The sequence below is a fragment of the Bradyrhizobium embrapense genome (assembly GCF_001189235.2).
GTDB classification, from domain to species: domain Bacteria; phylum Pseudomonadota; class Alphaproteobacteria; order Rhizobiales; family Xanthobacteraceae; genus Bradyrhizobium; species Bradyrhizobium embrapense.
Genome location: NZ_LFIP02000003.1, coordinates 395,998 through 413,219, shown reverse-complemented (window position 1 = coordinate 413,219; position 17,222 = coordinate 395,998). Strand labels below are relative to the sequence as shown.

Genomic DNA, 17,222 nt, shown 5'->3' with positions numbered 1-17,222 from the left:
AGAGCCTGACTTGAAAAAGTGGACGCCGGAGCCACAGAAAAGTTCATGCTCGAACGCCAACGAACCGAGATGGGAGAGATCACCCCAGTGACTGTCACCAGCGAGATGCCGCTGCCGCCGGCCCCGTTCAAATCTTCCGTGATGCAGATCGAGCCGCAATGGATCGACTATAACGGCCATCTCAACATGGCCTACTACAATGTGATGTTCGACCGCGCCATCGACGAGATGTGGCTGCAACTGGGCATCGGGCCGGCCTACATGAAGCAACGGCACTGCTCGACCTTCACCGCCGAGTGTCACGTCCGGTACTTGCGGGAAATCCATCTCGGCGATCCCGTGCAGGTCTCGGTCTTCCTGCTCGGCGCCGACGAAAAGCGGCTGCACACGTTCGAGGAGCTGCGCCACGCCACCGAGGGTTGGCTTTCCGCGACCTCGGAGAACCTCACGCTCCACATCGACATGGAAGCGCGCAAGGTGGCGCCGTTTCCACCGGACATCCGCGCCCGCACTCAGAAGATCCTGGATAGCTATGCAGACGTGTCGCGACCTGAGGGCATCGGCCGCAACGTGGCGATGCCCTCGAAGAAATAGCCAGCCCTTCGCTGGACCAGCCTTTCGCTAGACTCTGGTGCGGCCGCGCGCCAATCCGACCACCGCCGACACCAGGAACAGGATGATGGCGATGAAGAAGATCGCCTTGGCGATTTCGATCGAGGCACCGGCGATGCCGCCGAAGCCCAGAATGCCTGCGATCAGGGCGATGACCAGGAATGTGACGACCCAGCTCAACATGATCAAACCTCCGCTCGTATCCTTGTGCGTTTCCTGGCGCAGGCATCGGCCCGGCGCCGCAGCTGTCGAAACAATTCGGCGAGAAAACGCTGGTTCCTGAGTGCGAAACCGCGAAATTTTCGCCGATTTCTGGAACCAGGCCGATTGTGCGCTGCTGCCAAAACCGTTCCAGGCGCCGGCGATAAAACCTGTCGAAACGGCCGATCAGGCCCTATATGCCCCTCAATCCCTGTTAAGAAGGCTCCCCTTCACCGTCCCGCGGTGCCATCGTGGGGCCGAGACGATTCGCCAATGACCGAGCCGAGCAAACTGCCCCATCACGGCGTTCCCGAGCACCAGCCGGTGGCTGGCGGCATCGCCGCGCGTGCGCGGGCGGCGGCGGGCGTTCCGCAATATCTGAGCGGCCTCAATCCGGAGCAGCGTGAGGCGGTCGAAACGCTCGACGGGCCCGTGCTGGTGCTGGCCGGTGCCGGCACCGGCAAGACGCGCGTCCTGACCACGCGCATCGCACATATCCTGAGCCAGGGCCGCGCGCGCCCGCAAGAGATCCTGTCGGTGACCTTCACCAACAAGGCGGCGCGCGAGATGAAGCTGCGGCTCGGCCAGATGCTCGGCCAGGCGGTCGAAGGCATGCCGTGGCTCGGCACCTTCCACTCGATCGGCGGCCGCATCCTGCGCATCCATGCCGAGCTGGTGCAGCTCAAATCCAACTTCACGGTGCTCGACGTCGACGATCAGGTGCGGCTCTTGAAGCAATTGCTGCAGGCCGAGAACATCGATGACAAACGCTGGCCGGCGCGGATGCTGGCCGGCCTGATCGACAGCTGGAAGAACCGCGGGCTGTCGCCGTCGCAGGTGCCGGCGGGCGAAGCCGCCTCGTTCGGCAACGGCAAGGGCGGCAAGATCTACGCGACCTATCAGGAGCGGCTGAAGATCCTCAACGCCGCCGATTTCGGCGACCTTCTGCTCGAGAACATCAGGCTGTTCCGCGAGAACCCCGACGTGCTGCGGCAGTACCAGAACCGCTTCAAGTTCATCCTGGTCGACGAATATCAAGACACCAACGTCGCACAATATCTGTGGCTGCGGCTGCTGTCGCAGGCGCCGGCGCGGCCGGGTCTTCCCATCTCGGCGATCATTCCCGGCGCGACCGACGCTGAACCGGCGAAGGAAGACGCCGCCGCGCAACCGGTGCTGGCTCCGCCGTCCGCGCCGCCGCGAAACATCTGCTGCGTCGGCGACGATGACCAGTCGATCTATGGCTGGCGCGGCGCCGAGGTCGACAACATCCTGCGCTTCGAGCACGATTTTCCCGGCGCCAAGGTGATCCGCCTCGAGCGCAACTACCGCTCGACCGGCCACATCCTCGCCGCCGCCTCGCATCTGATCGCGCACAACGAAGGCCGGCTCGGCAAGACGCTGCGCACCGAGGATGTCGATGGCGAGAAGGTCACCGTCACCGGCTCCTGGGATTCGGAGGAGGAAGCGCGCGCAATCGGCGAGGAGCTCGAGGAGCTGCAGCGCGCGGGCGAAAACCTCAACGACGTCGCCATCCTGGTCCGCGCCTCGTTCCAGATGCGCGAGTTCGAGGACCGCTTCGTCACGCTCGGCCTGCCCTATCGCGTGATCGGCGGCCCCAGATTCTACGAGCGCGCCGAAATCCGCGATGCGCTCGCCTATCTGCGCACCATCAATTCGCCGGCCGACGATCTCGCTTTCGAGCGCATCGTCAACGTGCCGAAACGCGGGCTCGGCGATGCCACCGTGCAGCTGCTGCACGACCATGCCCGCAAGCGCCGCATTCCGCTGTTCGAGGCGGCGCGGGCCGTGGTCGAGACCGACGAGCTGAAGCCGAAGGCACGCGGCTCCTTACGGGATCTCGTGATGCAGTTCGACCGCTGGCGCGCCCAACGCGAGGTCACCTCGCATACGGAGCTCGCCGAGATCGTGCTCGACGAGAGCGGCTATACCGAGATGTGGCAGAAGGACCGCTCGGCGGATGCCGCGGGCCGGCTTGACAACCTTAAGGAGCTGGTGCGGTCGATGGAGGAATTTGAGAACCTGCAAGGGTTTCTCGAACATATCTCGCTGGTGATGGACCGCGACGGCGAGGCCGGCGACGAAGCCGTGTCGCTGATGACGCTGCATTCGGCCAAGGGCCTCGAATTCGACAACGTGTTCCTGCCGGGCTGGGAGGAAGGCCTGTTCCCGAGCCAGCGCACGCTGGACGAACAGGGCCGCGCCGGGCTCGAAGAGGAGCGCCGCCTCGCCCATGTCGGGCTGACCCGTGCCCGCCGCCGCGCAAAGATCTATTTCGCGACCAACCGCCGCATCCATGGCACCTGGTCGACCACGATCCCCTCGCGCTTCCTCGACGAGCTGCCGGCGCACAATGTCGAGATCACCGAATCCAAGGGCGGATCGGGCTGGGGCGGCAGCGGCGGCTACGGCGCCTCGCGCTTCGACAACCTCGAATCATTCGGCTCGAGCTATTCGACGCCGGGCTGGCAGCGCGCCCAGGCCAACCGCAATCGCGGCGGCGGGGGACGCAGCGGCGGCTTCGAGGAGCGGCAGTCCTCCTTTTCATCCGATAGCTTCAGCCGCAGCAAGCGCGGCCCGATGGTCATCGAGGGCGAGCTGGTGGCGAAATCCACCGGCACGACATCGGAATTTTCGCTGGACGACCGGGTGTTTCACCAGAAATTCGGCTACGGCCATGTCGTGAAGATCGACGGCAACAAGCTGACCATCGCCTTCGAAAAGGCCGGCGAGAAGAAGGTGGTCGACAGCTTTGTGGAACGGGCGTGACAGAACCACCTTCCCTGTTCGTAGCCCTTGACCATCGCTGATTTCACGGGTTGAGATGGACCCATGGTCCGGGGTGGGTTTTTCCTTTTTGTCATCGCGCTCACTGCGCCGTCGCTGGCGGTCGCGGAGACGATCAGCTTTGGCGATTCCGCAGCGCAACTCGCCAAGGCTTGCGGCGCAGACATCACTGCCAATTGCCGCGGCGTCAATCTCGACTCCAACCGCCTCAAGGAGTGCCTGTCGCGCAACCGCGACGTGATCTCGTCGCAGTGCAAGGAGAGCTACTTCTCCACCCTCGATGCGATCCAGAAGCGGATCGCGGCGCGCGTGACCGTTGCCAACGCGTGCACCCGCGAGATCGTCAAGGTCTGCGGCGGCTCGACCAAGGAGACCAGCAAATCGGTGCCCTGCCTCGTCGGCGCCAAGGGCCTCAGCCGCAATTGCGCCCAGGCGATCAACGACGCGGGGTATCAATGATGCGCCTGACGACGCGAGGCTTGCGCGATCCTGATCTCTTGGGCGTGCTCGGCATGCTGGTCTTGCTGGCGACGCCGCTCGGCCCGACGCATGCGCAGACCGCCGTCACGCGCGACGACGTTATCGCCAAGCTGGATCATTTCGAGACCGACGCCGAGATCGATGTGCCGGCGCTGCGCCAGCAGGCGCTCGAACGATCGCGGTCGCGATCGAGGAACGAGCCGCCGCCCTCAAGTCGGCCGCCGATCGCCCCCGACCTGACCAAGCTGCCGACGTTCAACGCCGATATCCGGTTCGACGTCGATACGCCGATCGTGCTGCCGGACTCCTACGTAACCGTCGGACGCATCGCCGACGCGCTGACGCATTCCACCCTGCTGCCCTACACCTTCCTGATCGTCGGTCATATCGAATCGGGCGGGCGCCGCGACAACAACGTGCTGCTGAGCCAGCGGCGTGCCGACGCGATCCGCGACATCCTGGTCAACACCTTCGAGATCGCGCCGAAGCGCCTGCAGTCGGTCGGGCTAGGCGAAGAGCAATTGCTCGACCCGGCCAAACCCAACGCGCCGGTCAACAACCAAGTGCAGATCATGCTGGTCGGCAAGCTCGCCGACGCCGCGCCGGTCGCGCACCCGGCCCCGGCGGCGGCCGCCAAGAAGCCGGCGAAACCGGCGAAGCGGCATTGATCCGCAAGAGGCACTAATTGGATTGAATAGCGGGGAGTCGGAACTGCGTCCCCTCCCGCCCATACGCGACGTCCCCGGGACGAGGGGCAACTCCCGACTGGTCAAGCTGCAATGTCCGCCGCCAGCCGCCGGCTCCTTTGCATGGGGTTGTTTTCGATATTTTGTCCGGGCGCCCCTAAGGCGCGCTGCGGAATAAATTTCTGCCCCGACGGGTGATTGCAGAACGGAATATGCGTTCTTATCTGGGCTGAACCCGCATCACGCCCCGCCCGGGCCCCAATCCGCGCGCGCCCTTCCCTCACGCTGCCGATCCTCCATGTCGCCGATCATTTCCGTATCCAATCTGTCGAAGAGCTATGGCTCCGGCTTCAAGGCGCTGAATGGCGTCAATCTCGATATCGTCAAGGGCGAGATCTTCGCGCTGCTCGGACCGAACGGCGCCGGCAAGACCACGCTGATCAGTATCATCTGCGGCATCGCCAATCCGAGCGAAGGCCGCATTTCGATCGGCGGACACGACATCATCAGGGACTATCGCGCGGCGCGCTCGATGATCGGACTGGTTCCGCAGGAACTGCACACCGACGCCTTCGAGTCGGTCTGGGCAACGGTTAGCTTCAGCCGCGGCCTGTTCGGCAAGCCTAAGAACCCCGACCATATCGAGAAGGTGCTGCGCGACCTGTCGCTGTGGGACAAGAAGGACAGCAAGATCATCACGCTGTCCGGCGGCATGAAGCGCCGCGTGATGATCGCGAAAGCGCTGTCGCACGAGCCGCAAATCCTGTTCCTCGACGAGCCCACCGCCGGCGTCGACGTCGAATTGCGCAAGGGGATGTGGGAAGTGGTGCGCAAACTGCAGGCGTCCGGCGTCACCATCATCCTGACCACGCATTACATCGAGGAAGCCGAGGAGATGGCCGACCGCATCGGCGTCATCAACAAGGGCGAGATCATCCTGATCGAGGACAAGGCGACCCTGATGCAGAAGCTCGGCAAGAAGGAACTGACGCTGCAATTGCAGAACAAGCTCGATGCCATTCCGGCTGCGCTCGCCGCCTACAATCTCGAACTCTCCGAGGACGGTCACGCGGTGACCTACGACTACGACACCAAGGGCGATCGCACCGGCATCACCAGCCTGCTCAACGATCTGCGCAATGCCGGCGTCCGGATATCCGATCTCGATACCAGGCAGTCCTCGCTTGAAGACATCTTCGTCAGCCTCGTGAGGGCGCCATGAACTACCGCGCAATCCGGGCGATCTATCTGTTCGAAATGGCGCGCACCTGGCGCACGCTGCTGCAGAGCATCGTCTCGCCCGTGGTCTCGACCTCGCTGTATTTCGTGGTGTTCGGCGCTGCGATCGGCTCGCGCATCACTGAGGTCGAGGGCGTCAGCTACGGCACTTTCATCGTGCCGGGGCTCGTGATGCTGTCGGTGCTCACCCAGAGCATCTCGAACGCCTCGTTCGGAATCTACTTCCCGAAATTCGCCGGCACGATCTACGAGATCCTGTCGGCGCCGATCTCCTATTTCGAGATCGTCATCGGTTACGTCGGCGCGGCCGCCACCAAGTCGATCATTCTCGGCCTGATCATCCTGGCCACCGCCGGACTTTTCGTACCTCTGCATATCCAGCATCCGGTGTGGATGCTGACCTTCCTGGTGCTGACGGCGGTCACCTTCAGCCTGTTCGGCTTCATCATCGGCATCTGGGCTGACGGCTTCGAGAAGCTGCAGATGATCCCGATGCTGGTGGTGACGCCGCTCACCTTCCTCGGCGGCAGCTTCTATTCGGTGAACATGCTGCCGTCGGGCTGGCGCACCCTCACGCTGTTCAATCCGGTGGTCTATCTGATCTCCGGCTTCCGCTGGAGCTTCTATGAGATCGCCGATGTCAGCGTCGGGCTCAGCCTCGGCATGACCGCGGGCTTCCTGATGGCCTGCATGGTGATCGTGGCATGGATATTCCGGACCGGCTACCGGCTGAAGAACTGACCAAGCTTCAGAAGGTCTCGTAGCCCGGATGAAGCGCAGCGTAATCCGGACAGCCTCGCAATCTGGCGAGACCGGCCGCCGGATTTCGCTGCGCTCCATCCGGGCTACGGTTCTTCCCCAATCAATAGCAATGGAAATGGCCGTGGCGGTAATAGCCGCGGCAGCGATGACCGCGGCGGTAGCCGCGATCCGGGATACCGAACACGCCCTTGACCGCGCCCATGGCGCCGCCGACGCCGGCACCGACGGCTCCGCCAACCACACCGCCCACTGGACCTGCGACCCTGTTGCCCTCATAGGCGCCTTCATGCGCCCCGCGGACGATGCCCTGTGCATGGCCGGCATGGGGGACAGTCACCAGCGCCAAAGCGAGGGCTGCGGCCGCAAGCGGGAGCCGCGCGGAGAGGCCGGCTGGGACGACGGCCGCGGTCTTGACCTTGGTGTTGTTCATCTTGGTTCCTTGATGCGCGGCGCGAATGCGCCGCCGGGGCGGGATTGTGAAACGCGCATGCGGCCAAATGGTTGCGTCTCGGTGACCGACCAGGGCAGTAGTCGCGGCCTGCTCGCGAAAATGTCAGTCCGCCGTGACAGGAGGGCCCGGCTTCGGCCTTGTTTGCGCCGCGGGCGGGATTAACGATGCGCGAGGTCCGCCACTGGAACCAAGTTCGGATTCCGGGCATATTGGTTGCCGGGGACGGAGAGCCACGGCTTTGCAGGCCTGGAGGCCAAGGGTAATAGAATGCGTTCGTTCCTCATTGCGTTCACGTCCGTGATGCTTTTCACCGCCAGCGCCGCGCAGGCCAAGGTCGACATCACCATCGACAAGGACAACCAGCAGATGACGGTCGCGGTCGACGGCGTCGCGCGCTATCACTGGCCGGTCTCAACCGGCATCCCCTCCCGCGAAACCCCGAACGGCACCTTCCGCGCCTTCCGCATGGAAGAGGATCACTACTCCAAGGAATTCGATGACGCGCCGATGCCGCACTCGATCTTCTTCACCAAGATCGGGCACGCGATCCACGGCACCGACTCGGTCGGCCGCCTCGGCACACCGGCCTCGCATGGCTGCGTGCGGCTGTCGCGCGACAACGCATCGACGCTCTACGCCCTGGTCCAGAAGGAAGGCGTGCTCAACACCACGGTGACGCTCACCGGCTCCGCACAAGTCGCGCTGGCACGCAATCCGCGCGGGCGCAACGGCACCGCCGTCGCCCGCCGCGCGCCGCAGCAAGCCGAGCAGTATGGCACCGCCGCCGCCGGCGACCCGGTCGTCCTGACACCGCAGCCGCGCGAATATCCGGCGCAGGCCCGCGCCGATGACGGCTACATCTATCCGGCGGACGGTAGCTCGACTGCGCAGCGCTACCCGGCGCCGCCGTCAAGCCGCCGCGGCTACGACGCGCAGGCCTATGGCCAGCAGCAATACTACGCCAACCCGGGCTACGCGGCGGCGCCGCAAGGCTACTATCAGCCGCGGTCGTACTACCAGCAGCAGCGCGGCTTCTACGGCAACAACTATCAGGACTGAGTAGCTCTCCTGATCCGCTGACGGCGCCGCAGGGAGCGCGCCGTCAGTTCGCGCTCCCCTCACCCGCTTGTGACCGTCGCAAAGGGCCGGCGTCGTCGTGCGCCGTAGCCGGTCGCCGCACTGTCATCCGATTGTAAAATTAGCTCGATATTCGGCGGCAAGAGCGCCCGCCTAGCCCCTGGAGGCCGATTCACGCGGAATGCCCATGAAGCCAGGGCGAGAAGCGCGGGTCGCGTAGGCAATATCAGAGGTCGACATGAAACGGGGCATCATTGTCCTTTGCCTGTGCATCGTGGCGATGGCCGGCTATTTCACGACGGACAGATGGGCCATCCGTCACACGACGCTGACGTTCCACGACGTTCTGCGTGACGATCGCAACGTCACGGTCGAGGTCGCGGTCCGGCGCGACCGGGAAATGCAGGCGATGGCCGAGATGATCGAGTTGCCGGTCGCGATCCTGAGCCACGGCAACACCGTCAGGAACACCGAGTACTCGTTCCTCACCAATGTGTTCGCATCACGCGGCTATCTCGTGGTCAGCGTCCAGCACGACCTCGACAGCGATGCGCCGATGGTGACCAAGGTCGGCGAGGAATATGTCGGCCGCCGCATGCAATATAATCGCGGCGTCTTCAACATCATGTATGCGATCGACGAGCTGAAGAAGCGCTATCCGAACGCAAACTATCGCCAGCTGACGCTGATCGGTCACTCCAACGGCGGCGACATCTCGATGTTCTTCGCCAAGCAACATCCTGACCTCGTCAAGAAGGTCGTGACGCTGGACAATCTGCGCGTCCCCTTCATCACCGACAGCAAGATCAAGATCCTGTCGTTCCGCTCCCGGGACCCGGTGTTCAAGGCCGATCCCGGCGTCGTGCCCGACGACGAGACCTGCGCGAGACTCGGCATCAAGGTGGTCAGGACCGAATTCCACCACAACGACCTCAGCGACCGCGGCCCCGACAGGGCGAAATCGTCGATCCAGGCCGGCGTCGAGCAATTCCTCGACGAGGACGCCGGTGAGACCTCGCCGACGATGCCGCTGCTCGCCGCTTCGACACCCGCCTCCGCGACGACGGCACCGCCGGAGAAGAAATAGCTGGCGCGTTGACGCCGAACTGGCGCTGCCCGACGCGCCAGGGAGCGTTCACGCACGTACGCTGCGATAGCCTTTGGCGACGAGCCAGATTGCAGAGAGCAGGAAATAGAACGCGCCGAATCCCGCATAGGGCGCGACGTCCAGAATTGTCGGCGCCACGGTGCCGATCGACCGGCTGATCATGTAGCCGCCGGCCAAGGCCGACTGCGCTCCGCTCAGGATCATCGCCCATTGCGCGCCAACATGACGCCAGCGCCCGACGCCGGTGGACAATTGCAGCACACCCGCGAGTATCGCCCAAACCCCGAACACTGCCAGAACGGCATAGCTGCTGTGGCTGAGCGCCACGATCACGGCGATCGCCGTAATTGTGCTGACCACCACATTCAATGCTTGTGACGGATTGGCTATCAGCCCGCCATTGACCCGGGCGTCAGCCAGATTGGCGGTAGCGTCCCAGGCCGGGTAGATCACGAGCAGGAACGCGGTGGGGCCCGCTTGCCCGCTGAAAAGAACGGCAGCGGCAACCCAGGCGATCGAGAAGATCGCGCGCCCGAAATAGTAGGATTGCAGCCAGCTGGATGGGGCTTGAAGTCGGCTTTGCATTGATTGACTCCTGTATGTTATAGCTACCTTCTAGTAGGTAGACCGACAGTTCGGGTCAACCCGGCGGCGAGACACCTTCTTGTGTCGAACGGGAGCACCGCCCGGCCTTGACAACTTACCTATCGGAAGGTAGGCGCTGCCATGAGCTCAATGATCTCGACTTCAGACCGAATTCTCGATGTCGCGCAGTCTCTCGTCGTCACGGGAGGCTATAACGGGTTCAGCTACGCCGACATTTCGGATGCGGTCGGCATCAGGAAGGCGAGCATCCACCATCACTTCCCGACCAAGGCCGAGCTGGTTTCGGCGCTGGTCGACCGCTACCGGCAGCAGACAGAGCTTGGCCTGAACTCCCTGCAAGAGCAGTTCTCGAGCCCGGTCGAACAACTCCAGGCCTACCTGAACTTCTGGCAGGCCTGCATTCGGGATGCGTCGCTGCCCTTCTGTCTCTGCGCGATGCTTGCCGGCGAGATGCCGATGCTGCCGGACGAGGTCGCCTCGCGCGTCCGCGGCTACTTTCAAGGTCTCGCGCGATGGCTTGCGACGGTGCTGCAGGCCGGAGCGGAGCAACATCTGTTTCGCCTGGACAAGCGGCCGGACGAGGAAGCGCAGATGCTGATGGCCTCGGTTCACGGCGCGATGCTCTCGGCCCGGGCGTTCGGCGATCCCGAGTTGTTCGCCACCATCGTCGACGCCCAGATCGGCCGACTGCTGACGGCGGACCGCTAGCAAAGTGCCGGCCCGCTGCTGATCACGCAGGCGGCGATACATCGCTCGACTGGAGTGAAGCGCTCGGAATCCGGCCGCTCTCGCCGACACAGCTTGATCATCGCAAGTCCGGAGTCCGCGCGGGACATGCGCCTCGTTTTCTCACGGCGCGTGAGCGTCACGGCGCAAACGAAGGCAAGCCGAACATGCGTTGCGCTCAGCGCGCGCGTACAATCTCCCGGCGAGCACTTGACAATGTTCTCTATTTGTTCCAACATTATCTCCTTTTCGTTGGTGCTGCTGTCAATGCTCGGTTCGTTTCCTCAAGCGCTGCGCGCTGTGTTTCTCTTCGTTTGCGCAATATTGTTTGTGCCGCCGGCTTCAGCCGGTCCTGCGATTGCCCAAGAGAGCGGTCAGTCGCCGCGCCCCACACCCGTTCCTACATTTGAATCACTGCCTCACACCGCATTGCCGACGGCGCGTTTCTATGGCTGGTGCGGCCAGCATGACCGATACCTTCTCGACGAAAACGGAGCGGTGAATGCCTATGAGGCCGGCAACAAGATCGCGGCAGTAGCGATTTCGCCCGGTAATCCATACCAATGTAGCAGCGACGGCCGGCAGTTGATCAACATCCATGGACAGCATGTGTTCATGGTTGATATTGCAAGCGGCGGCAGTCAATGGATTGCGTCGTATGATCGCGCGATAGCGTTCTCGCCGGATTTTAAGAGCGTCGCGAGCTCCGGTCCGCTCGAACTAAAGCCGCAGGCACCCGAGCTGAGGGTTGTTCAAGTCAAGGACAAGCGGACGGTAGGCCAGACGCAGCGGCCTGAGTGGATCAAATGGAGCGCGAATGGCTCGAGGATCGTCGTCGTCTATCCGACGTCCGTCGACATTCTGGACCGCAATGGCGTGAGTATCGCCTCGATGACGAAATCACCCGCAGGATGGGTCAAGGACGGTTGGTTCGAAGACGATCAACGAGTGGTGACACTCTTCATGGAAACAGAGCAACCTCCAGGATCCATTCTCAAGTGTAGCGTCGCTGAAAAAAAGTGTCTCGCCAGGCCGCGAATTGAGTCCATCTCGATCGGTGGGCGAGGAATTGTGGGCACGATCATCCCACTGGGAAAGCCGCCGGTGCGGGTCGACGACTCGATCCTCCTCTCGAAGGAATACGCCGCCGAGATCAGAAACGCCAATTCCAGACTTCTCGTGCGCCAGGTGTTTCCGATCAAGACCGGCCGCTGGTCGTTTCGAATTGCGGTGTCCCCTTCCGAAAGGCAGTCGATCCTGACGTGGAACGACGATAATCAACCGGGATGCGTATACGGAGAGGGCAGCGCCGGCGTTTACAAATGCAGGCAGGGCATGCTCGTTGATTTAACCAAGGTGATTAAATGACTGATCGATATCGTCCCTACGTTCCTCCAAGGCCGCCGCGACCGTTCAAGCGGAAACTCCGATTATGCGCCGCGGATGCACCCCGTATTGCACGTGGAGAAATTCCACGCTGGCGTCGATTACGCTGCGCCCCATGGAACCCCAATTCCGGCTCAAACCCCCGGCGAGGTCGTTTATTCGGGCTTCAACGAGGGTTACGGAAACACGGTCATCGTGAAGACGACGAACGGCTACGGACTCTATGCACATATGGATGAGCCCCCTCAGGTACGCATGGGCGATCGCGTCTGGCCCGGTGACATTGTCGGTCGCGTCGGCGGCACTGGCAAGTTCTCGAAAGGGAACCATTTGCACTATTCTGTCATTAAGCCGCTCGAGAAGCCGGACAGGCTGAACGCCAAGGGCACCGGGAGCATCGGGTTCAATGTTGACGAACCGCATACGGACAATCCGGACACGTTCGACACGGCCATCCATTACCCGAACGAGACACTGGCGGCGGGCCGCGCCATGGTCGGACCAAACGATACGAACGACGCGCTGGCGTTCGGAAGCCGCCGCGGTCCGCTGATCTCAGCCTCTCCGCTTCATCAGTTCGGATTGTCTCAACTGGATCGCGGGACGTCGTTCGCCGAACGCTTCGGCGACTGGCGACCGGCATCGTCGGATGGTCAGGTGAGCGCGCCCCGTGGATTGGCCGGCATGCTCGAGGAATACTTGCAGCAGCAAGGCGTGCGAGGACCCGGTTTGCCCCAAAGCGCGACGCCCGGTACACCGCCCGCCTCCTATGTACCCGATGACGAGGCCGGCTCGTTCGCCGATCGCTTCGGCGACAGGCCAGCGATTCGGCGATTGTCGTCCCGGTGGGACTAGAAGTTCGTCGGGCGACTGCTCACGTCTATTGCTCCCCGTCGCGCAGGCGGCGGTAGACCGCGCCCAGCACGTTCGAATAGTCGTCGGTCCAGACCCGCTGCTTCTCGTCGGCGTCGGTCTCGGTCCAGACATCTGACGATGCGAGCTTGCCGACATCGGCCTCCTCGCGCGCTGAGACCACGACCGAGGTCGAGAAGATGTACTCGTTGTCGCGGCCGGAATCCTCGCTGTAGACCCAGCTCTTCATGTCGTTGGCGTCGGCAATGCCGACCACGACGCTGGCGAGTTCGAGATGCCGGTTGGAGACGTGCATCACGACCGCGCCCTGCGGCGCCAGCTTCTCCTTGTAGATCGCCATCGCCTCCTCGGTTGCGAGGTGGATCGGGATCGCATCCGACGAATAGGCGTCGACGATGATGAGATCGTAGACGCCGTTCGGCTCCTTGGCGAAGGTCAGCCGCGCATCACCGATGACGGGCTTGAGGTCCGGCTCGCAGTTCTGGATGTAGGTGAAGTATTTCGGGTCGCGCGCGGTATCGACCATCGACTGGTCGATCTCGAAGAAGCGCCAGTCCTCGCCGGGGGCCGATGCACAAGTCAGCGTCCCCGAGCCGAGACCGATGACAGCCACTTTCAGCGGCGCGCCCTTGCGCTCGCGGATCGCTGATATCGCCCGGCCGATGCCGCCATCCTTGTGATAATAGCTGATCGGCTCCGGCCTTCCGCTGACCGGCGTGCCGTCATCGTTCTTGAACTTTTCGGCACCATGGATCGTGGTGCCGTGCATCAGCACGTGGTACTGCCCGTTCGGCGTCACCACGATCTTGTGCACGCCGAAGAAGCTGCGCACGGTCTCGACGCGGCCGTCGTCGGATGGATAGGCGCGCAGCACCACCAGCGCGACGACCACGGTGGCGAAGATCTTCCAGCGATTGGCGTTCAGTGCGAGCGCGAGCAGCGCCGAGAGCACGCCGACTGCGCCTATCACCCACACCCGGTGGTCGTCGAGCCAGTTGAAGATGTCGCCAGCCGAATAGCTCGGCGCGATCAGCGCCACCGCGAGCACCGCGAGGAACGGCCAGTACCAGGCGCTCCAGCGCGGCAGCCGCTCCGCGCCGCCGGGCGGACGGCACAACGCCGCGAGCGCCAGCAGGATCGGATATTCGGCGATCCATGAGAAGGTGAACGGTGCGATCAGCCCTGCGAACAGGCCGCCGACCATGCCGCCGAACGACAGCGCGACATAGAAGCCGGTGAGATATTTCGCCGCAGGGCGGGTACGCGCGAGCTCGCCATGGCAGGCCATCGCAATGATGAAGAAGCAGAGCTGATGACCACCGAGCGTGAGCAGCAGGTTCTGCTCGCCGCCGACCGCGAGCAGGATCACGACGCCGGCGATCGCCAGCGGCTGCGCCAGCAGCATCCATTTGTGCGGCAGCAGCGGCCGCGACTGGAACACCAGTACCCAGGTCAACAGATACAGCGACAGCGGCAGCACCCAGAGCAAGGGCGCGGCCGCGACGTCGGTCGAGATGTGCGCCGTCACCGCGATCAGGAGGCCCGACGGCACGGCAGCCAGGAAGATCCAGCGCGCCCGTCGCGGCCAGGACGGCGCCGGCGCATCGACATCATCGACCTGCATATTGAGCGCGGCGGCATAGGCCGGCGAGCGCAACAGCAGCACGCCGCACCCTGCGATCAGAACGATCAGCAGCCCATAGCCGCCGGTCCAGATGAGATTCTGGGTGCGCAATGTGAACATCGGCTCGAGCAGCACCGGATAGGACAATAGCGCCAGGAAGCTGCCGATGTTCGAGGACGCATAGAGAAAATACGGGTCGGGGCCGTTGGGGTGTCCGGTGCGCACGAACCAGGCCTGCAGCAGCGGATTGTTGGCGGCGAGCGCGAAGAACGGCAGGCCGATCGAGACCGCGAACAGGCCGAGCAGCCAGACCGCGTAGCCCGAGGTCGGCGGCTCGCCCCAGCCGCTTTTGATCGACAGCGGCAATGTCAGCAGCGCGACGACGAGCAGCACCAGATGCACCACGACCGGCACCACACGGCCGTTCAGCTTCATCAGGAGATGCGCATAGGCGTAGCCGGCGAGCAGCAGCGACTGAAAGAACACCATCGCCACCGACCACACTGCCGGCGAGCCGCCGAGCCGCGGCAGCACCATCTTGGTAAACAGCGGCTGCACCGAGAACAGCAACAACGCGCTGACGAAGATCGCCGCGGTGTAGACAACCAGCACCAGCCGGTTTCGCGAGGCGGACGGCTCAGATGTCATGAAAGCTCCGGCATGGTCCCGGCGGGCGCCGGAGGCGGACGGTCCGGCGGCACCGCACCGGAGGATTTGAATTTGATCATACGGCAGTATCGCGGACAAGAAACCGCGGTCACGCGGACTTGACGACGCGGCGCTGCGGCGCCACAGCACATGCTCTAATCACTGCTTCTTGAAGCGGACATGAACGAAACAGACGTCGTCATCATCGGTGCGGGGCACAACGGCCTCACCTGCGCGGCCTATCTCGCGATGGCCGGGCTCAAGGTCAGGGTCGTGGAGCGCCGCAAGGTGGTCGGCGGCGCCGCCGTCACCGAAGAGTTTTGTCCGGGCTTCCGCAATTCGGTCGCCGCCTACACGGTGAGCCTGCTCAACCCGCAGATCATCTCCGACCTGAAGCTTGCCGATCACGGCCTCAGGATCGTCGAGCGTCGCGCGCAGAACTTCCTCCCCGCACCCGACGGCAGTTATCTGCTGACCGGCGAAGGCCGCACCCGGCGGTCGGTGGCGAAACTCAGCCAGCGGGATGCAAACACAATCGGCGTGTTCTCGGGCGAACTCGAAGCCATCGCCGATGTGCTACGCCAATTCGTGCTGCGCGCGCCGCCGAACCTGGTCGAGGGTTTTGGCCTCGGCGCGATGAGTGAAGCCTTCAACGCGCTCGGCACCGCCAACATCCTGCGGCGGCTGTCGCTCGAGCAGCAGCGCAATCTGCTCGACCTGTTCACACGCTCGGCGGGCGAGATGCTCGACGAGCGCTTCGAGAACGACCTCGTCAAGGCGCTGTTCGGCTTCGACGCCATCGTCGGCAATTACGCCAGCCCCTACGCGGCCGGCTCGGCCTATGTGATGCTGCACCATGCGTTCGGCGAGGTGAACGGCAAGAAGGGTGTCTGGGGCCACGCGATCGGGGGCATGGGCGCGATCACCCTGGCGATGGCGCACGCCGCGCGCAGCCATGGCGTCGAGATCGGAACCGATGCCGGTGTCCGCGAGGTGATCGTCGAGAAGGATCGCGCCACCGGCGTCATCCTCGACAATGGCGAGACGGTACGCGCCAAATATGTCGTCTCCAACGTCAACCCGAAGCTGCTCTACACGCGCCTGGTGCCGGCGGGCGCACTGGCGAGCGAATTCCGCACGCGCATCGCGCGATGGCAGAACGGCTCCGGCACGTTCAGGATGAATGTGGCACTTGATTCCCTGCCCTCGTTCACGGCGCTGCCCGGCCCGGGCGATCACCTCACCGCCGGCATCATCATCGCGCCCGGTCTCGGCTACATGGATCGCGCCTGGCGCGATGCGCGCGAGCTCGGCTGGAGCCGCGCGCCCGTCGTCGAGGTGCTGATCCCCTCGACGCTCGACGACGGTTTGAGCCCGCCGGGCCAGCACGTCGCGAGCCTGTTCTGCCAGCACGTCGCGCCGCAATTGCCCGATGGCAAATCATGGGACGACCATCGCGAAGAGGTCGCTGACCTCATGATCGCGACCGTCGATCGCTACGCCCCCGGCTTCGCAGGCAGTGTGGTCGGCCGCCAGATCCTGTCGCCGCTCGACCTTGAGCGGCAGTTCGGCCTGCTCGGCGGCGACATCTTTCACGGCGCGCTGACGCTGAACCAGCTGTTCTCGGCGCGTCCGATGCTCGGCCACGCCGACTACCGCGGACCGCTCCGCGGTCTCTACCATTGCGGTTCCGGCGCCCATCCCGGCGGCGGGGTCACCGGCGCCCCCGGCCACAACGCCGCGCGAGCCGTGCTCGCCGACCATCGCGCGCTGTTCGCATAGAACGGACGGCGCATCGGGCGCGCGCCGATGACGTGGCAAGCTGTGGACAGATCTGTTGAGAAGCTGTGGTCGACTGGAGGCAGACCTGGTGTCCCTTGGCGGGGACAATCAGTGAATCTCGCGGTGGACTACCTGTGGAACGGAGGCCGACAA

The 17,222-nt window shown here is 63.8% G+C and carries 16 protein-coding genes; 12 read left to right on the top strand and 4 right to left on the bottom strand.

Annotation, left to right across the window (positions count from 1 at the left end; translation table 11 throughout):
• The first annotated feature begins 105 nt into the window (after positions 1 to 105).
• Positions 106 to 594: a thioesterase family protein gene (locus tag AKN83_RS15960; RefSeq protein ID WP_050401952.1), complete on the top strand. Its 489-nt coding sequence runs from the start codon at positions 106 to 108 to the stop codon at positions 592 to 594.
• A 27-nt stretch (positions 595 to 621) separates the two neighbouring features.
• On the opposite strand, the gene AKN83_RS38310 is transcribed toward AKN83_RS15960, so the two are convergent.
• Positions 622 to 795: a DUF1328 domain-containing protein gene (locus tag AKN83_RS38310; RefSeq protein WP_021077209.1), complete on the bottom strand. Its 174-nt coding sequence runs from the start codon at positions 793 to 795 to the stop codon at positions 622 to 624.
• 291 nt (positions 796 to 1,086) lie between these two features.
• Here AKN83_RS38310 and AKN83_RS15955 point away from each other — a divergent pair, with 291 nt between their 5' ends.
• From AKN83_RS15955 to AKN83_RS15935, 5 genes are all read left to right on the top strand, one after another.
• The gene (locus tag AKN83_RS15955) at positions 1,087 to 3,603 is read left to right on the top strand and encodes an ATP-dependent helicase (RefSeq protein WP_050401920.1); all 2,517 of its coding nucleotides are present in this window, start codon (positions 1,087 to 1,089) and stop codon (positions 3,601 to 3,603) included.
• Between the two features lie 63 nt (positions 3,604 to 3,666).
• Positions 3,667 to 4,080 (top strand): hypothetical protein, encoded by a 414-nt coding sequence (locus tag AKN83_RS15950; protein ID WP_050401921.1) that lies wholly within the window; start codon positions 3,667 to 3,669, stop codon positions 4,078 to 4,080.
• A complete protein-coding gene (locus AKN83_RS15945; RefSeq protein WP_050401922.1) occupies positions 4,077 to 4,769 on the top strand; it encodes an OmpA family protein in 693 nt (230 codons plus the stop codon). Before AKN83_RS15950 ends, AKN83_RS15945 begins: the two co-directional genes overlap by 4 nt.
• A gap of 316 nt (positions 4,770 to 5,085) precedes the next feature.
• Positions 5,086 to 6,009, top strand: coding sequence for an ABC transporter ATP-binding protein (locus AKN83_RS15940; protein WP_050401923.1), 924 nt, complete (start codon positions 5,086 to 5,088; stop codon positions 6,007 to 6,009).
• Positions 6,006 to 6,767, top strand: a complete 762-nt coding sequence (locus AKN83_RS15935; protein WP_050401924.1) for an ABC transporter permease — start codon at positions 6,006 to 6,008, stop codon at positions 6,765 to 6,767. The genes AKN83_RS15940 and AKN83_RS15935 overlap by 4 nt, the downstream gene beginning before the upstream one ends.
• 121 nt (positions 6,768 to 6,888) lie before the next feature.
• Here the strand turns inward: AKN83_RS15935 and AKN83_RS15930 are convergent, their stop codons facing one another.
• Positions 6,889 to 7,218: a hypothetical protein gene (locus AKN83_RS15930; RefSeq protein ID WP_050401925.1), complete on the bottom strand. Its 330-nt coding sequence runs from the start codon at positions 7,216 to 7,218 to the stop codon at positions 6,889 to 6,891.
• 288 nt (positions 7,219 to 7,506) lie between these two features.
• Between AKN83_RS15930 and AKN83_RS15925 the strand changes: the two genes are divergently transcribed.
• The gene (locus AKN83_RS15925) at positions 7,507 to 8,298 is read left to right on the top strand and encodes a L,D-transpeptidase (RefSeq protein ID WP_050401926.1); all 792 of its coding nucleotides are present in this window, start codon (positions 7,507 to 7,509) and stop codon (positions 8,296 to 8,298) included.
• 256 nt (positions 8,299 to 8,554) lie between these two features.
• Positions 8,555 to 9,403 (top strand): alpha/beta hydrolase, encoded by an 849-nt coding sequence (locus AKN83_RS15920; protein ID WP_244521992.1) that lies wholly within the window; start codon positions 8,555 to 8,557, stop codon positions 9,401 to 9,403.
• Positions 9,404 to 9,451: 48 nt separating this feature from the next.
• Here the strand turns inward: AKN83_RS15920 and AKN83_RS15915 are convergent, their stop codons facing one another.
• The gene (locus AKN83_RS15915; RefSeq protein ID WP_050401927.1) at positions 9,452 to 10,009 is read right to left on the bottom strand and encodes a DUF308 domain-containing protein; all 558 of its coding nucleotides are present in this window, start codon (positions 10,007 to 10,009) and stop codon (positions 9,452 to 9,454) included.
• 141 nt (positions 10,010 to 10,150) lie between these two features.
• Here AKN83_RS15915 and AKN83_RS15910 point away from each other — a divergent pair, with 141 nt between their 5' ends.
• From AKN83_RS15910 to AKN83_RS15900, 3 genes are all read left to right on the top strand, one after another.
• Positions 10,151 to 10,738 carry a TetR/AcrR family transcriptional regulator gene (locus AKN83_RS15910; RefSeq protein WP_050401928.1) on the top strand — a complete coding sequence of 196 codons (588 nt, stop codon included), beginning with the start codon at positions 10,151 to 10,153 and terminating at the stop codon, positions 10,736 to 10,738.
• 126 nt (positions 10,739 to 10,864) lie between these two features.
• Entirely contained in the window at positions 10,865 to 12,124 is a 1,260-nt protein-coding gene (locus tag AKN83_RS15905) for a hypothetical protein (protein ID WP_157113406.1), read from the top strand.
• A gap of 75 nt (positions 12,125 to 12,199) precedes the next feature.
• Positions 12,200 to 12,997, top strand: coding sequence for a M23 family metallopeptidase (locus tag AKN83_RS15900; RefSeq protein WP_050401930.1), 798 nt, complete (start codon positions 12,200 to 12,202; stop codon positions 12,995 to 12,997).
• A 25-nt stretch (positions 12,998 to 13,022) separates the two neighbouring features.
• Here the strand turns inward: AKN83_RS15900 and AKN83_RS15895 are convergent, their stop codons facing one another.
• Positions 13,023 to 15,287 carry a spermidine synthase gene (locus AKN83_RS15895; RefSeq protein WP_050401931.1) on the bottom strand — a complete coding sequence of 755 codons (2,265 nt, stop codon included), beginning with the start codon at positions 15,285 to 15,287 and terminating at the stop codon, positions 13,023 to 13,025.
• Between the two features lie 180 nt (positions 15,288 to 15,467).
• Here AKN83_RS15895 and AKN83_RS15890 point away from each other — a divergent pair, with 180 nt between their 5' ends.
• Positions 15,468 to 17,069 carry a phytoene desaturase family protein gene (locus AKN83_RS15890; protein WP_050401932.1) on the top strand — a complete coding sequence of 534 codons (1,602 nt, stop codon included), beginning with the start codon at positions 15,468 to 15,470 and terminating at the stop codon, positions 17,067 to 17,069.
• Positions 17,070 to 17,222: the final 153 nt, after the last annotated feature.

Excerpts from the sequence above, each read along its gene's own strand:
- AKN83_RS15960 (WP_050401952.1), top strand. The coding sequence starts at position 106 with ATGCCGCTGCCGCCGGCCCCGTTCAAATCTTCCGTGATGCAGATCGAG.
- AKN83_RS38310 (WP_021077209.1), bottom strand. The coding sequence starts at position 795 with ATGTTGAGCTGGGTCGTCACATTCCTGGTCATCGCCCTGATCGCAGGC.
- AKN83_RS15955 (WP_050401920.1), top strand. The coding sequence starts at position 1,087 with ATGACCGAGCCGAGCAAACTGCCCCATCACGGCGTTCCCGAGCACCAG.
- AKN83_RS15950 (WP_050401921.1), top strand. The coding sequence starts at position 3,667 with ATGGTCCGGGGTGGGTTTTTCCTTTTTGTCATCGCGCTCACTGCGCCG.
- AKN83_RS15945 (WP_050401922.1), top strand. The coding sequence starts at position 4,077 with ATGATGCGCCTGACGACGCGAGGCTTGCGCGATCCTGATCTCTTGGGC.
- AKN83_RS15940 (WP_050401923.1), top strand. The coding sequence starts at position 5,086 with ATGTCGCCGATCATTTCCGTATCCAATCTGTCGAAGAGCTATGGCTCC.
- AKN83_RS15935 (WP_050401924.1), top strand. The coding sequence starts at position 6,006 with ATGAACTACCGCGCAATCCGGGCGATCTATCTGTTCGAAATGGCGCGC.
- AKN83_RS15930 (WP_050401925.1), bottom strand. The coding sequence starts at position 7,218 with ATGAACAACACCAAGGTCAAGACCGCGGCCGTCGTCCCAGCCGGCCTC.
- AKN83_RS15925 (WP_050401926.1), top strand. The coding sequence starts at position 7,507 with ATGCGTTCGTTCCTCATTGCGTTCACGTCCGTGATGCTTTTCACCGCC.
- AKN83_RS15920 (WP_244521992.1), top strand. The coding sequence starts at position 8,555 with ATGAAACGGGGCATCATTGTCCTTTGCCTGTGCATCGTGGCGATGGCC.
- AKN83_RS15915 (WP_050401927.1), bottom strand. The coding sequence starts at position 10,009 with ATGCAAAGCCGACTTCAAGCCCCATCCAGCTGGCTGCAATCCTACTAT.
- AKN83_RS15910 (WP_050401928.1), top strand. The coding sequence starts at position 10,151 with ATGAGCTCAATGATCTCGACTTCAGACCGAATTCTCGATGTCGCGCAG.
- AKN83_RS15905 (WP_157113406.1), top strand. The coding sequence starts at position 10,865 with ATGCGCCTCGTTTTCTCACGGCGCGTGAGCGTCACGGCGCAAACGAAG.
- AKN83_RS15900 (WP_050401930.1), top strand. The coding sequence starts at position 12,200 with ATGCACCCCGTATTGCACGTGGAGAAATTCCACGCTGGCGTCGATTAC.
- AKN83_RS15895 (WP_050401931.1), bottom strand. The coding sequence starts at position 15,287 with ATGACATCTGAGCCGTCCGCCTCGCGAAACCGGCTGGTGCTGGTTGTC.
- AKN83_RS15890 (WP_050401932.1), top strand. The coding sequence starts at position 15,468 with ATGAACGAAACAGACGTCGTCATCATCGGTGCGGGGCACAACGGCCTC.